The 12,759-nt window shown below is 31.4% G+C and carries 15 protein-coding genes; 7 read left to right on the forward strand and 8 right to left on the reverse strand.

Annotated features, from left to right (window positions below; all coding sequences use genetic code 11):
- Positions 1-252: 252 nt before the first annotated feature.
- Together U5A88_RS10610 and U5A88_RS10615 are read right to left on the reverse strand one after the other, a co-directional pair.
- Positions 253-891 (reverse strand): SIMPL domain-containing protein, encoded by a 639-nt coding sequence (locus U5A88_RS10610; RefSeq protein ID WP_354206253.1) that lies wholly within the window; start codon positions 889-891, stop codon positions 253-255.
- Positions 892-999: 108 nt separating this feature from the next.
- Complete coding sequence (locus U5A88_RS10615; protein ID WP_354206255.1) at positions 1,000-2,244, reverse strand: metallophosphoesterase; 1,245 nt, start codon at positions 2,242-2,244, stop codon at positions 1,000-1,002.
- Between the two features lie 100 nt (positions 2,245-2,344).
- Between U5A88_RS10615 and U5A88_RS10620 the strand changes: the two genes are divergently transcribed.
- Positions 2,345-2,644 (forward strand): HPF/RaiA family ribosome-associated protein, encoded by a 300-nt coding sequence (locus tag U5A88_RS10620; RefSeq protein ID WP_354206257.1) that lies wholly within the window; start codon positions 2,345-2,347, stop codon positions 2,642-2,644.
- 165 nt (positions 2,645-2,809) lie between these two features.
- Positions 2,810-3,760 carry a thioredoxin-disulfide reductase gene (gene trxB, locus U5A88_RS10625; RefSeq protein WP_354206258.1) on the forward strand — a complete coding sequence of 317 codons (951 nt, stop codon included), beginning with the start codon at positions 2,810-2,812 and terminating at the stop codon, positions 3,758-3,760.
- Between the two features lie 104 nt (positions 3,761-3,864).
- On the opposite strand, the gene U5A88_RS10630 is transcribed toward trxB, so the two are convergent.
- The 5 genes from U5A88_RS10630 to U5A88_RS10650 form a co-directional block, all read right to left on the reverse strand.
- Positions 3,865-4,572: a head GIN domain-containing protein gene (locus U5A88_RS10630; protein WP_354206260.1), complete on the reverse strand. Its 708-nt coding sequence runs from the start codon at positions 4,570-4,572 to the stop codon at positions 3,865-3,867.
- Between the two features lie 127 nt (positions 4,573-4,699).
- Positions 4,700-5,098, reverse strand: a complete 399-nt coding sequence (locus tag U5A88_RS10635) for a nuclear transport factor 2 family protein (RefSeq protein WP_354206262.1) — start codon at positions 5,096-5,098, stop codon at positions 4,700-4,702.
- Positions 5,099-5,183: 85 nt separating this feature from the next.
- On the reverse strand, positions 5,184-6,989 hold the full coding sequence (locus tag U5A88_RS10640; RefSeq protein WP_354206264.1) for a PspC domain-containing protein: 1,806 nt from the start codon (positions 6,987-6,989) through the stop codon (positions 5,184-5,186).
- Positions 6,986-7,327: a PadR family transcriptional regulator gene (locus U5A88_RS10645; RefSeq protein WP_354206265.1), complete on the reverse strand. Its 342-nt coding sequence runs from the start codon at positions 7,325-7,327 to the stop codon at positions 6,986-6,988. The genes U5A88_RS10640 and U5A88_RS10645 overlap by 4 nt, the downstream gene beginning before the upstream one ends.
- Positions 7,328-7,432: 105 nt before the next feature.
- On the reverse strand, positions 7,433-7,891 hold the full coding sequence (locus tag U5A88_RS10650; RefSeq protein ID WP_354206267.1) for a DUF4870 domain-containing protein: 459 nt from the start codon (positions 7,889-7,891) through the stop codon (positions 7,433-7,435).
- Positions 7,892-8,133: 242 nt separating this feature from the next.
- Here U5A88_RS10650 and U5A88_RS10655 point away from each other — a divergent pair, with 242 nt between their 5' ends.
- Both U5A88_RS10655 and coaD read left to right on the forward strand, forming a co-directional pair.
- On the forward strand, positions 8,134-8,592 hold the full coding sequence (locus U5A88_RS10655; protein WP_354206269.1) for a DUF4442 domain-containing protein: 459 nt from the start codon (positions 8,134-8,136) through the stop codon (positions 8,590-8,592).
- Between the two features lie 94 nt (positions 8,593-8,686).
- Complete coding sequence (gene coaD / locus U5A88_RS10660) at positions 8,687-9,142, forward strand: pantetheine-phosphate adenylyltransferase (protein WP_354206271.1); 456 nt, start codon at positions 8,687-8,689, stop codon at positions 9,140-9,142.
- 2 nt (positions 9,143-9,144) lie between these two features.
- On the opposite strand, the gene ctlX is transcribed toward coaD, so the two are convergent.
- Entirely contained in the window at positions 9,145-10,080 is a 936-nt protein-coding gene (gene ctlX / locus U5A88_RS10665; RefSeq protein ID WP_354208175.1) for a citrulline utilization hydrolase CtlX, read from the reverse strand.
- 118 nt (positions 10,081-10,198) lie between these two features.
- Between ctlX and U5A88_RS10670 the strand changes: the two genes are divergently transcribed.
- Genes U5A88_RS10670 through U5A88_RS10680 form a run of 3 tightly spaced genes read left to right on the forward strand, consistent with a single transcriptional unit; the run spans position 10,199 to position 12,682 of the window.
- Complete coding sequence (locus U5A88_RS10670; RefSeq protein WP_354206273.1) at positions 10,199-10,888, forward strand: DUF4919 domain-containing protein; 690 nt, start codon at positions 10,199-10,201, stop codon at positions 10,886-10,888.
- A complete protein-coding gene (locus U5A88_RS10675) occupies positions 10,885-11,952 on the forward strand; it encodes a glycoside hydrolase family 53 protein (RefSeq protein WP_354206275.1) in 1,068 nt (355 codons plus the stop codon). Before U5A88_RS10670 ends, U5A88_RS10675 begins: the two co-directional genes overlap by 4 nt.
- Positions 11,953-11,971: 19 nt before the next feature.
- Positions 11,972-12,682 (forward strand): DUF4197 domain-containing protein, encoded by a 711-nt coding sequence (locus tag U5A88_RS10680; RefSeq protein WP_354206277.1) that lies wholly within the window; start codon positions 11,972-11,974, stop codon positions 12,680-12,682.
- Positions 12,683-12,759 lie beyond the last annotated feature (77 nt).

Genomic DNA, 12,759 nt, shown 5'->3' on the forward strand with positions numbered 1-12,759 from the left:
AATTAGTTGCTACGCAACTAACCATACACAAACCATTACCTGCAAGCAAAATGAACAAACTGAAAGCTAAAATAAAAACCGAGTTTTATTTCGTAAAATAAAGCGAAGCTTTCATTTTTTTTCGGTCTATTAATTAAATAGATTATTGAAAAATTGAAGTTGAAAAAATTTTATTTATCAACTAAAACCTAAAGCGTACTCAATAAAAAACCGAACAACTATTTGCTCGGCTTTAGTTTACTAAATAAGTAATTACTGTAGTTCGTATCTTACGCTTACACTGAAAATATGATCGGTAAGGTCTCTTGTACTATAAAACCCTCTTTTGCTTTCTTCTCTATAATTATTAAGGTAAATTATCTGTCCTATTTTTTTGCCCGCACTTTTTGCAATAATAGTTGCTCTAGCTTCAGCATCAGCAATAGCTTTTTTTGACATATCTTCCACTTGTTGAGAAGATAATGGTTTATAATGAACGTATTTCTCATTTATATTTACACCTGAAAAGCCGACTGATAACAATTCGATAAATTTTTCTTGAGAGGTAGTTTCATACTGATAAACCATTCCCTTTTTTCTGTAACCTAAGACTGTATAGGCTAAAGCATCTTCCTTTAATTTGGACACATCAACATTACTACTCTTTAATTTATCAAAATAGTCGCTTTTTATTTTATCGAAAGTAATGTTTTGGTCATAACTACTATAGGCTAAATCTTCTGATACAATAATTGTAGCTGAATATTTTTCTACTTCTCTTTCATATTCAACTTGCCCATTACTATCTATATAGGGTTTATCTATTTGAGCAAAAGAAAAGGAACTTACCATTACAAAAAGTAATGCTAAAAATTTTACATTGATTAATTGATTTGTTTTTACTGATTTCATTGTTTAGTGTTTTAATGTTATTATCTTTAATTCTTTTTGAGTAACTAATTTCTATACAAATGTGAGCAAAATGCTATCCTAATATAACACCTTATTAAGGGAAATATTTTACCCCTGTTTATTGGGGTTGTTTATCTGCTTTCTATTTAGTGTTAGTAAAGTTATTTCTGGCCTCATGCCTATTCTGCCTGGAAAACCTAACCAGCCCAAACCTCTATTTACGTATAAATATTGGTTTTTATGTTTGTACAGGCCTGCCCAATGCTTGTATTTATATTGTATTGGGCTCCATTTTTTATTTCTTAGGCTAAAGCCAGCTTGCATGCCGTGGGTATGACCCGATAAGGTTAAAGCAATATTCGTTTTATCGATTACCTCCTCCGTCCAATGAGAAGGATCATGAGACAATAATATTTTAAAAGAAATATTTTTTGTGTCTTTTAAAGCTTTTTCTAAATCTCCATATTGTTTAAAGGGCGGCTTCCCCCAATTTTCCACCCCAATAATTGCTATTTTATCTGAGTTTAATAAAATTATATCGGCACTGTTTAATAACAACTTAAAGTCAATTTTTTTAAAGAAGTATTTAATTGACTCAAAATTATCTTTTTTTTCTTTTGGTGTATTCCATTCGCTATAATCTCCATAATCATGATTTCCCAAAATGGCAAACTTTCCTTGTGCAGCCTTTAATTTTTTAAAAACGGTTGCCCAGCCTTTAAGCTCCCAAGCAAAATTATTTACCATATCTCCGGTAAAAAATATAATATCGGGTTCTAAATCGTTTATAAATTTTACAGCTCTTTCTAGGATGTGGTAACGTGAGTTAAAACTTCCAATGTGAACATCAGAAATCTGAACAATTTTTAAACCTGAAAAACTTTTCGGCAAATTTTCAAATGCTATGTTCTCCTTATAGACTTTAAACCTGTAAACCGCTTTAAAAATAGCGTACACAATCACTAAAAAGGGTAAGAGTCCGGCAAATAAACTTAACAGTACTATAGGGACAAACCACTTTGTATCTACCGCTAAAGAGTTTGTAAAATAAAGTATAGCAAATACTATTACAAACAATATTTTTGGTATAAAAGAAGATATAGTAAGTCCGTAAAGTGAAGAAATTAATAGTTGCTTTCTCCCAGGGTGTATAGCGTCCATTCTAACTTTTAAAATTAAAATTGCAGTTATCAACCCAATTGTAAACAACCAAAAAGCAATATAAACAGTACTTTTAATTGTAGCCGAGTTGATATAATCTATAATGGGTTGCAAACCAATAAAAGCCAATATATCAATAATTAATATACCTAGGCACAACAACAAAATGGTAAAAAAAGAATACGATCGCATTTTTAAGATTATTATAACAATATAATTTTTTTATGTAAAAATAGAGTGTTAAATTTAGATATTATTTAATGAAGTTCAACTTTTTAAAAGTCAGAAAAAAATGGAAGTAATTGTTCAATTCGTAAAAATGCCAACTAGTGAGACCATGGAAACTTTTGTAAGAGAGCGTTTAGAAAAATTAGAAAAAAAATATGATTGGATTATTAAAGCAGATGTATTTTACAAATTAGAAAATGACCCAACAGGGAAGGGTAAAATATGTGATATTAGATTAAGCCTACCCGGCCCAAGGATTTTTGCTACTTCGGATGAAAAAAGTTGGGAAGCTGCTACTGACGAAACTATTAGAGACATAGAAAAACAGCTTAAAAAACGTAAAAGTAATATGGCAACGCATTAGTGAATCCCTTATCTTTTTTAAACAAAAAAACGAAAAGCCAATTAACAAGTTAATTGGCTTTTTTTAGTATGTAATTTATTAATAACTTCATAATAAAAATTGATAAAAACTAACTTGAATAGCAGTAAAATTATTCTAAATTTGTCATTCTAAAATTAGAAACTAATGTCAGAAAACATAGAAAGATTAAAATGCTTAATAATAGGATCTGGACCTGCAGGTTATGCGGCAGCAATTTATGCAGCAAGAGCAGATTTAAAACCAGTTATATATACAGGTTTAGAACCTGGTGGACAATTGACAACGACCACTGAAGTTGATAACTACCCAGGTTATCCTGATGGTGTAGATGGCACTATGATGATGGAAGATTTTAAAAAGCAAGCTGAACGTTTTGATACAGACGTCAGATTTGGCCTAGCTACCAAAGTAGATTTTAGCGATGAAGAAGGTGGTATACATAAAGTTACTATTGATGGTTCTAAAGAAATTGAAGCAGAAAGTGTAATTATTTCTACAGGTGCAACGGCTAAGTATTTAGGTTTACCAAGTGAAGAACGATTAAAAGGTGGTGGTGTGTCCGCTTGTGCCACTTGTGATGGATTCTTTTACAAAGGGCAAGATGTAATAGTGGTTGGTGGCGGAGATACCGCGGCGGAAGAAGCTACTTTTTTGGCCAAATTATGTAAAAAAGTAACGCTGTTGGTTCGTCGTGATGAAATGAGAGCCTCTAAGGCAATGCAGCATCGGGTTAATAATACTGAAAATTTAGAGGTACTATATTTTACGGAATTGGATGAAGTTTTAGGAGATCAAGTTGTGGAAGGTGTTAGAATTGTTAATAATCAAACAGGCGAAAAGCGTGAAATTGAAGTGACCGGAGTATTTATTGCTATAGGACATAAACCAAATACAGAACTGTTTAAAGGTATTTTAGATATGGATGAATCTGGTTATTTAATTACTAAAGGGAAATCGACAAAAACTAAATTACCAGGTGTTTTTGCTGCAGGCGATGTACAAGATAAAGAGTACAGACAAGCCGTTACTGCTGCAGGTACCGGTTGTATGGCAGCTCTAGATGCTGAAAGGTATTTGGCCGCACTAGAAAATTAAGACTACCAATCAAAAATATAAAAAGGGGCTTTTCAAATTTGAAAAGCCCCTTTTTTCAACAAAAAATGGAAAAACAACGCGTTTGATTAGTTTATCTATATTTTTTACCCTCTAATACTACCACCAGAAGAGCTATTTTTTTGAACGTTTTCTGGATTGCCAGAATATCTAACATTACCCCCGCTACTAGCACTTGCATTCAATTTTCCTGTAACATTAACTGAGATATTGGCTCCGCTAGAAACATCGGCATTACAAGATTTTGCTACTAATTCTTTGGCTCTAATATTGCTACCACTTGATGCGTTTGCCATAAACCCACCAGTGGCACCTTTTAATCGTGCATCTGAACCACTACTTGTATTGCAAATTAAGTCAGATACATCTAACATTAACCTCACACCTGCCCCACTTGAAACCCTAACATCAAACTCATCTGCTGATATTGTATTTTCTGAACGTACATCTGCTCCGCTAGTCGCTTTAATCTTAATAAGATCAGTTGCGGTTAAGTACACTTTTTTTGACTTTGCACTCCAAATATTTTTTTCAGAATAAATACGCAGCACTCCATCTTCTACTTCTGTTATAATTAAGTCGTGCAAGTTTTCATCTGCCTCTAACGATAACGAAGTTTCACTTCCCATTGTCAATTGAACATCAATACCATGACTTACAGAAATTGCATCAAAATCTGATGTGATGGTTCTGTCTTGTTTAATAACATTTCTATTTCCTTTTACGCCATCGAACATACACGATGTTGTTATAAATAGAAGTAGTACTGCTGAAATTTTAAATACGTTTTTCATTTTTTTAGTTTTAAGTTTGTTAATTCTATTTTTTTATTTGATGCAATTTCTGTTGAAAATTGTTTCATTTCAAATTTTAAATACCGAATTGTATTTTTTATAGGATGAAATGTAACAATTAATAATTCTATTCGGTTTTATGGTCATAACTCAATACTCTTTTTAACAACCACTTATCGTTTTCAATTATCCAAAGATGTGTAAAATAAGCTATACCAGTTCTTTTATCGTCTTGGTAAAATCGATGTGTCCCCTTTTGAATTGCTCCATATAATTTTCCATCGTTTTCATTTAAAGGAAAAACCTCCAACGTTTCTTCTAATAATTCTCTGCGAAGTTTATTTGGCGATTTGCAGAGTCCATTTTTAGTGTTTTCTATAAAATTGTTTTTACCTTTTAAAACTCCGGACTTGTCATGGTAAAATTCAAGGTCTTCATGTATTAATAATGCTAGAGCCTTAAGGTTGCACGTATTAAAACTTGAATCAAAAATTAAACTGTCATTTACTTTTAATGTTTTATACAATTCAGAAGTCGTTTCTACTTATGCTACAATTGAAAGTGACATAAAAGTAAAAGTAAAGCATATTATAATTTTTTTCATAAGTCAATTATTTTATAATTACACCTTCATTATCTACCTTAATTTCAGCTTTTTCGCCATCGTCTTTAAATTCAATTTTAAGACTGTCCTTGTTAATGTCAATATTTACCTCATCTTTAACTTCAATAATTGTATCTTTCTCATCATCATTACTTTCAGATTTTGGTGGTGGACAATCCAAGCATTCCAATCCCTCATCGGTCATTTTAAAATAATGCTTAACCATATCCCTGCTGTATATATTGTTGGTGGTTTTAATATGTCTTAAAAATACCCTAGCCGACTCGTCAAAATAAACCACTTGCCCTTCGGGTATGTATAAGTTTATTTTTAAATCTTGATTTCTAAATGTATTTCTACTGTCTGTTAAAAAATAACTATTGAACAGTAAATTTTTACCCATTTGTTGATAGTTATAATCAATACGTTCAGCATTTTCTCTAGCTACTAAACGCGTTCTACCGTTTGCCCTTTTATAAATTTTAGTGTAAAACTCTGTACTATCCGATTTTCTAATTGATATATTTACATCGTTAGAGTAAAATTTAATTTCGTCATTAGCATCCAACACTTTTTTGAAAAATTGACGGTTGTTAAAATTGTTGTTATTTGATAAATCTTCATTATCGACCATTTTTATGGTTAGTGTATCTGAAGGCTGAATATATAGCTCGTTTTTCTCAATTGAAGAACCTTCGTGTGCAAATTCAGCCCCTTGTCTTATTCCTAAATAAATAACAGAGAACAATGCAATAATCCAAATAGCTAGTAAAACTAACTTCGTTGCTCTACTCAATATTTTAGTTTTATTAGATAGGATAAACAACCCTAAAACAAATAACATAAATAGTGGGATGCCTGCCAAAAGTAAAGCCAGTAAGGACATTACCCAAATTGGTGCAACCGTAACATTAATCAAATCTAAGTCACCATTAAAAATACCATCTACACCAATAAAACTTGCAGTGCCCGCAGTAAACAAACTGACAACCAATGCAATTAAGCCTATTACTGAACCCACAATAAACATTACACCAATAAACTTACCGATTACCATAAAAAAGGCTACGATTATTTTGCCTATGGTACTGATAAAATCTTGTAAGCCATTTCTAGCTCTACTTCCGCTCCTTCTTAGATCTTTTTTTTTTACAGCGTTTGAAACATTTTCGTAACCATCTTTAACGGCGTCAGATACGTTACCGGCAGCATCTTTTACGCGACCAGAAACGTCTTCAAATTCCTCTCTAATTTTCTTTTCAATATTAGAAATATTAACAGCCTCACCTTCCATTTGCAATTTGTCAGCAGTAGTTTTTGCCTCAGGTAACAATATCCATAAAATGATATATAATAAGGGGCCAAAACCTAAACCAAAAGTAGCTACTAGCCAAGCAATTCTAATCCAAATAGTATCTACATCAAAATAATGTGCAATACCAGATGATACACCACCAATAAATTTGTCGTCACCATCTCTGAACAATTTTTTCTTATTTGATCTGCTACTGTAATTTCTGCCCGAATCATCTGTAAACAGTTCTTCGTCAATCATATAATCCTCTGGCTGCCCCATTACAGCTATTACTTCATCAATATCAATTTCACTAATAACTTGACGCGGGTCTTTAACCCTTTCTGATAACAACTCACTAATTCGCGATTCTATATCATTAATAATTTCGTCTCTACCTTGTGGGTCGTCACTTAACGAACGACGGATAGCATCTAAATATCTTCTTAATTTTTGATAAGCCAGTTCATCAATATGAAAAAAGATTCCCCCTAAATTTATATTTATTGTCTTGTTCATTTTTTTGTTGATTTTTTACTAGTTACTGTATTAACAGCCAGGACAAGATCTGCCCAAGTTGTGCTTAATTCTTTTAAAAACAAAATGCCTGTTTCAGTTAATCCGTAATATTTTCTTGGAGGGCCAGATGTTGATTCTTCCCACCGATAGCTTAATAAACCTGCATTTTTCAATCTTGTTAATAGTGGGTAGATTGTACCCTCAACAACAAGCAATTTAGCATCTTTAAGGCTAGAAAGAATTTCATTGGTATAAGCATCTCCATCTTGTAATATGGACAAGATGCAAAACTCCAACACGCCTTTTCGCATTTGTGCTTTTGTATTTTCTATCTTCATTTTTATCTATTTAATTACTGATTACGATTAATATAAAATTAATCAGAAAAATGAGTAATGTTGTTAAAATTTGTATCATTTTTATTTAATTTAGGTTTGTTTGTTTTAGTTAATTTTATCTCTCTTTATAAAATTTATAGTTAAAGGATAATTATAAATTTCTCCCCTACTCGCTTTTATGGCGGCTACTATAATTAGTATGAATCTTATAAATGCTATTATAGCTATTAAGCTTCCTATGCTTAAAAAACCAAAAAGGTGGTCAAAATCAAAGTGAAAATTAAAATTGTCCATATGATCAAAATCATCTATATGCCTCAAATAATTAAAAAAAGAACCAAAAGCAAAAGGGAACATTATCATTCCTAAAATGAACAAATAAAGTGTATAACTTAAGTTAAAGTTTACGGCTTCTATTCCGTTTTCATCCAAATAATTGCTCTTATCTTTACTTATTGACCACATAATTACGGGACCAATAATACTTCCGAAAGGAAAAACAAAGCTTAAAAAAGCTGATAAATGAATTAAAAATCCTGTATTTTTTTCGTTTTGAGTTAACATAATTTTGACTTGTATAATACTTTCTTATGCAAATATATATATAAAAGATAATACTATGCAATACAAAGTACTGTATTTTAACATTTTTTTAACATTTTAGTTTCGCTTGATACAGGCTTGCGTTCTATTTAAAACCTTCTTTAATTGCTGTTTTTCAGCAACTTAAATGGTTTAAAATTGTAAATAAGCCTTAAAAATAATTAGAATATATAATTTCACTATCTTGCATTAAAATTTAGTAAATGTCAAAATTCACGGTAAAAAATTTAAATAAATTCTTGTTTTTTAAACTTCCATCTGCATACATTTCAGGTGTAAGGGTAAAGTCAATATCTGAAAATGAGGCAATTGTTACGGTAAAACATCGGTGGATTAATCAAAACCCATTTAAGTCATTGTATTGGGCAACTCAAGGTATGGCATCAGAATTGGCAACAGGTATATTAGTAATGAAACAAATTGACGAAAGCGGTAAAAAAATATCCATGCTTGTTACCAAACAGAATGGAACATTTACTAAAAAAGCAACAGGAAGAATAAACTTTATTTGTAAAGACGGTCATTTAATTAAGAAAGCCATTGATAAAACCATTGCTACTGGTGAAGGTGAAACACTAACAATGATGGCCGAGGGTTTTAATGAGAGCGGAGATTCCGTTTCAAAATTCGAATATGAATGGAGTATTAAGGTACGAGGTTAGAAGTACAAGGTACGAAGTAAAAAATTTGTAACTTAGTGATCTGTTACCAATAGAACATGAGAACAGAAAAACTACAAACTAACAAACCCAAAATATGAAACGAGCATTGTTTCCTGGATCTTTTGACCCCTTAACCCTAGGGCACTACGACATCATTGAACGTGGTGTTAAAGTTTTTGATGAAGTAGTTGTGGCTATTGGTATTAATGCCGAAAAAAAATATATGTTTTCTCTAGAAAAACGTAAACAATTTATTGAAGATGCCTTTAAAGAATTTCCGAAAGTAAAAGTGGTTACTTACAAAGGATTAACGGTTGACTTTTGCAAAGAAATAGATGCGAAATTTATATTGCGTGGCTTGCGTAACCCAGCAGATTTTGAATTTGAAAAAGCTATTGCACATACCAATAGAGATTTAGCACCTGTTGAAACAGTGTTTTTATTAACCTCAGCAAAAACATCATATATCTCCTCCTCTATCGTTAGAGACGTAATTAGAAATAATGGTGATTATAAAATATTGGTTCCTGAAAGTGTAAGGGTTGATTAATTTCAAACAATTTTAGGCAAAAACACCTCCGCCATCATACATCTGGCACTTCCTCCTCCACAAGTTTCAATAGTATCAATTGGGCTAGATAATATTTCGCAATGGGTATTGATTTTAGTAATCTGCTCAGTGGTCAAAGATTTGTGTGCAGCCTCACTCATTACCAAATATCTTTTTTCGTCATTTCCTTTTACTTGCAACATATTACCCGCAAAACTGGCAACTTGTTCTTCAGTAATTGCAATAACTTCTAAACCGTCCTCTTTTAACTGTTTTAGTACGTTTTTCCGTTCTTTTTTATCATCAATACAATCCAAGCAAATAATGGCAAAGGTTTCTGCCAAACACATCATTACATTGGTATGATAAATAGGAAGCCTTTCATTTTCAACAGTTTGGTATGCCGTAAAAATAATTGGAGTGTATTCAAAGTCTTCACAAAATTCAATAATCAATTCCTCATCTGCCCTCGGCGATAATGCACAATATGCTTTTCTATGCTTTCTGTCCAGAGCCAAACTGCCAGTACCTTCTAAAAAGATGTTTTCTTCTTCGGCAGCAGTATAATCTACAATATTATTAATGACATATCCTTCTTTTTCTATTATGTCAAAAATGTCTTCTCTACGTTCTGACCTTCTATTTTCGGCAAACATCGGATAAATGGCAACATCACCATTTTCATGAAAAGAAACCCAATTATTTGGAAAGATAGAATCTGGAGTATCTTGACTTTCAACATCTTGTACAACAATAATATGTAACCCTTTAGCTCTTAATTTCTCAACAAAAGCGTCAAATTCTTTTTGAGCTTCTTTATTTATTTCACTGTTTTTTAAATCAATATCTTCTTGAAAATAATTATTGACCGCAGTCTGTTCGTTCATCCTAAATTTTATCGGACGAACCATTAAAATAGTATTGGTAATCTGTTGCATTAACGTATTCATATTTTAAGGCTCAAATCTAATCTAAAATTCAATAATATTTTACATTTTTGGTGATTCTATTAAAAATATTGTAAATTCGTATTATATAGGAGGTTACACATTAGCTATGAAAAAAATATTTTTCTGCATTTTATTGCTTTGCATAACAATAGGTTTTGCTCAAAATTCAACTATTAAGAAACCTCATTATGATAAGATAAAAAAGAACATCGCTCAAAAAACCTCAAATCTTTATTACCCAAAATTGGTAGAAAAATTTAGCAATGCAGATACTACAATGACATTGGAGGAGAAAAGGCATCTGTATTATGGTTTTATCCATCAAAAAAATTACTCACCCTACACACGGTCTGATTATACAGACAGTTTAAGAATCACTTTAAAAAAGAAAAATTATAGTCCTGATGATTTAAAAAATATTGTAAAGTTTTCTGATTCCTTGTTAAGATATAATCCATTTAGTTTAAAGGCAATTAACTATAAAATTTATGCCGAAAAGCAAATGAATGATTCTATAAACCTTTTAAAAGATTATACGAAAATGAGAATTATCACCGATGCAATGTTAAGCTCAGGTGATGGTCACTCAAAAGAAACCGCTTATTATGTTATCAGTCCAACTCATGAATATAGTTTGTTAAATCTGTTAGGCTATAAATTTGGAGGCAAACAGAGCCTTACTGATCATTATGATTATTTGACCTTAGAAGAAAATGAATATGAAATCAAGGGCTTATATTTTGATATTAGTGCAAGTCTAAACCATATGAACAATCTTTTCAGTAAAAAAGAATGAAGTACATTGTTTTTATAACTCTTTTATTATTTTTTTCCTGTACCACTAATAACCCCAAACCCAACATAGAACCTGAACCAAAAACTGAGTATATTAGTGCAGTTGACTTATCCTCTTTACCTGAAATTGAATCAAAAAATATTACTTTTTACAACAATGACAATAACTCAGAAAGTGCTATTTCTATTCTTAAAAACAATGGAGTAAATACCGTTAGACTTAGAGTTTGGAACAATCCAGAGAACAAACATTCAAGTTTTGAAGAAGTAAAATCATTTTCTAACCAACTACATAATTCAGGATTAAAAGTTTGGCTTACCGTACATTATTCTGATACATGGGCCGATCCAGGAAATCAGAACCCATCAAAAAATTGGCAAAACATTACGTTTTCAGTACTAAAGGATAGTGTTTACCATTATACCCGCAGGATTATGACTGAAATAAAACCTGATGTTATACAAATTGGCAATGAAATAAATTCCGGATTACTTTTACCATATGGAGATATTAACACTAATAAAAATCAGTTTTTAGAAATTCTAGATATAGGTACTCAAGCAGTTCGAGACATTTCAGCGGATACAAAAATAATGATTCATTTTGCCGGAATTGAAAATGCTGATTGGTTTTTTCATCAAGTTAAAACAGTTGATTATGATTATATTGGCTTATCCTATTATCCTATTTGGCACAGTAAAAATTTGAATAATGTTAAGGCTACCCTCTCACAATTAAGTAAAAAATATCAAAAAGAAATTCTGATTGCTGAAACCGCCTATCCGTTTACGTTAGACTGGAACGATTGGACTAACAATATTGTTGGTTTGGAAGAACAAATTTTACCGCAATATCAAGCATCGCCACAAGGACAGAAAGAGTTTATACTCAAAATTAAAGAATTAATTATGGCAACAGAAAAAGGAATTGGCTTTTGTTATTGGGGCGGAGAACTTGTTGCATTCAATGGTAACGAAGCAAAAAATGGCTCTCCATGGGAGAATCAAGCTTTGTTTGATTTTGACAATAAAATATTACCGGTAGTATCGGCGTTTAAATTCTAATACCATATAATTCAAAGTTATGACTAAAATCTATTATAAAACTTTTTTCTTTATTGTTATTGTTTTCTTTAGTTCTTGTGCAGAATTACAACAAGTAGTTAATGAATTACCCAATGGCACTTTAACCAATGCCGATATTGCAAGTGGTTTACGACAAGCTTTGGATAAAGGAATAGATGAGCAAGTAAAAAAATTAACGCTAGAAGATGGTTTTTATAAAAATGATTTGGTTAAAATAGGTTTACCAAATGAACTGAAAAAAGTTGACAAAGCACTAAGAGATATAGGTTTAAGTAAGTTAGCTGATGAAGGGGTAAAAATACTCAACAGAGCTGCTGAAGACGCAGTAAGTGAAGCTACTCCTATTTTTGTAGATGCCGTAAAAGGAATAACATTTACAGATACCAAAAACATTTTATTGGGAGAAGATAATGCCGCTACAGAGTTTTTGAAATCCGGTACTTCAGATGCTTTATATAACAAGTTTGAACCCGTTATTAAAACTTCTTTTGACAAAGTTGGAGCAGATAAAATTTGGTCAGATTTAATTAACAAATACAATACTATTCCGTTTGTAAAAAAGGTAAATCCTGATTTAACAAATTATGTTACACAAGAAGCGTTAAATGGTGTTTATACGATGATTGCTGTTGAGGAAAAAGAAATTAGGACTAAAATTTCTTCTCGTACAACAGCTATTTTGCAAAAGGTATTTGCTTTGCAAGATTAATTGGTTTTAAGTGTAAATACACTTTTATTCTCTAAATTCTTTTAAAAAAACATTCCCACAATTTTCATTTGTCATTA

The organism is Aureibaculum sp. 2308TA14-22, assembly GCF_040538665.1.
In the GTDB taxonomy this organism is placed as follows: Bacteria; Bacteroidota; Bacteroidia; order Flavobacteriales; family Flavobacteriaceae; genus Aureibaculum.

Excerpts from the sequence above, each read along its gene's own strand:
- U5A88_RS10610 (WP_354206253.1), bottom strand. The coding sequence starts at position 891 with ATGAAATCAGTAAAAACAAATCAATTAATCAATGTAAAATTTTTAGCA.
- U5A88_RS10615 (WP_354206255.1), bottom strand. The coding sequence starts at position 2,244 with ATGCGATCGTATTCTTTTTTTACCATTTTGTTGTTGTGCCTAGGTATA.
- U5A88_RS10620 (WP_354206257.1), top strand. The coding sequence starts at position 2,345 with ATGGAAGTAATTGTTCAATTCGTAAAAATGCCAACTAGTGAGACCATG.
- trxB (WP_354206258.1), top strand. The coding sequence starts at position 2,810 with ATGTCAGAAAACATAGAAAGATTAAAATGCTTAATAATAGGATCTGGA.
- U5A88_RS10630 (WP_354206260.1), bottom strand. The coding sequence starts at position 4,572 with ATGAAAAACGTATTTAAAATTTCAGCAGTACTACTTCTATTTATAACA.
- U5A88_RS10640 (WP_354206264.1), bottom strand. The coding sequence starts at position 6,989 with ATGAACAAGACAATAAATATAAATTTAGGGGGAATCTTTTTTCATATT.
- U5A88_RS10645 (WP_354206265.1), bottom strand. The coding sequence starts at position 7,327 with ATGAAGATAGAAAATACAAAAGCACAAATGCGAAAAGGCGTGTTGGAG.
- U5A88_RS10650 (WP_354206267.1), bottom strand. The coding sequence starts at position 7,891 with ATGTTAACTCAAAACGAAAAAAATACAGGATTTTTAATTCATTTATCA.
- U5A88_RS10655 (WP_354206269.1), top strand. The coding sequence starts at position 8,134 with ATGTCAAAATTCACGGTAAAAAATTTAAATAAATTCTTGTTTTTTAAA.
- coaD (WP_354206271.1), top strand. The coding sequence starts at position 8,687 with ATGAAACGAGCATTGTTTCCTGGATCTTTTGACCCCTTAACCCTAGGG.
- ctlX (WP_354208175.1), bottom strand. The coding sequence starts at position 10,080 with ATGCAACAGATTACCAATACTATTTTAATGGTTCGTCCGATAAAATTT.
- U5A88_RS10670 (WP_354206273.1), top strand. The coding sequence starts at position 10,199 with ATGAAAAAAATATTTTTCTGCATTTTATTGCTTTGCATAACAATAGGT.
- U5A88_RS10675 (WP_354206275.1), top strand. The coding sequence starts at position 10,885 with ATGAAGTACATTGTTTTTATAACTCTTTTATTATTTTTTTCCTGTACC.
- U5A88_RS10680 (WP_354206277.1), top strand. The coding sequence starts at position 11,972 with ATGACTAAAATCTATTATAAAACTTTTTTCTTTATTGTTATTGTTTTC.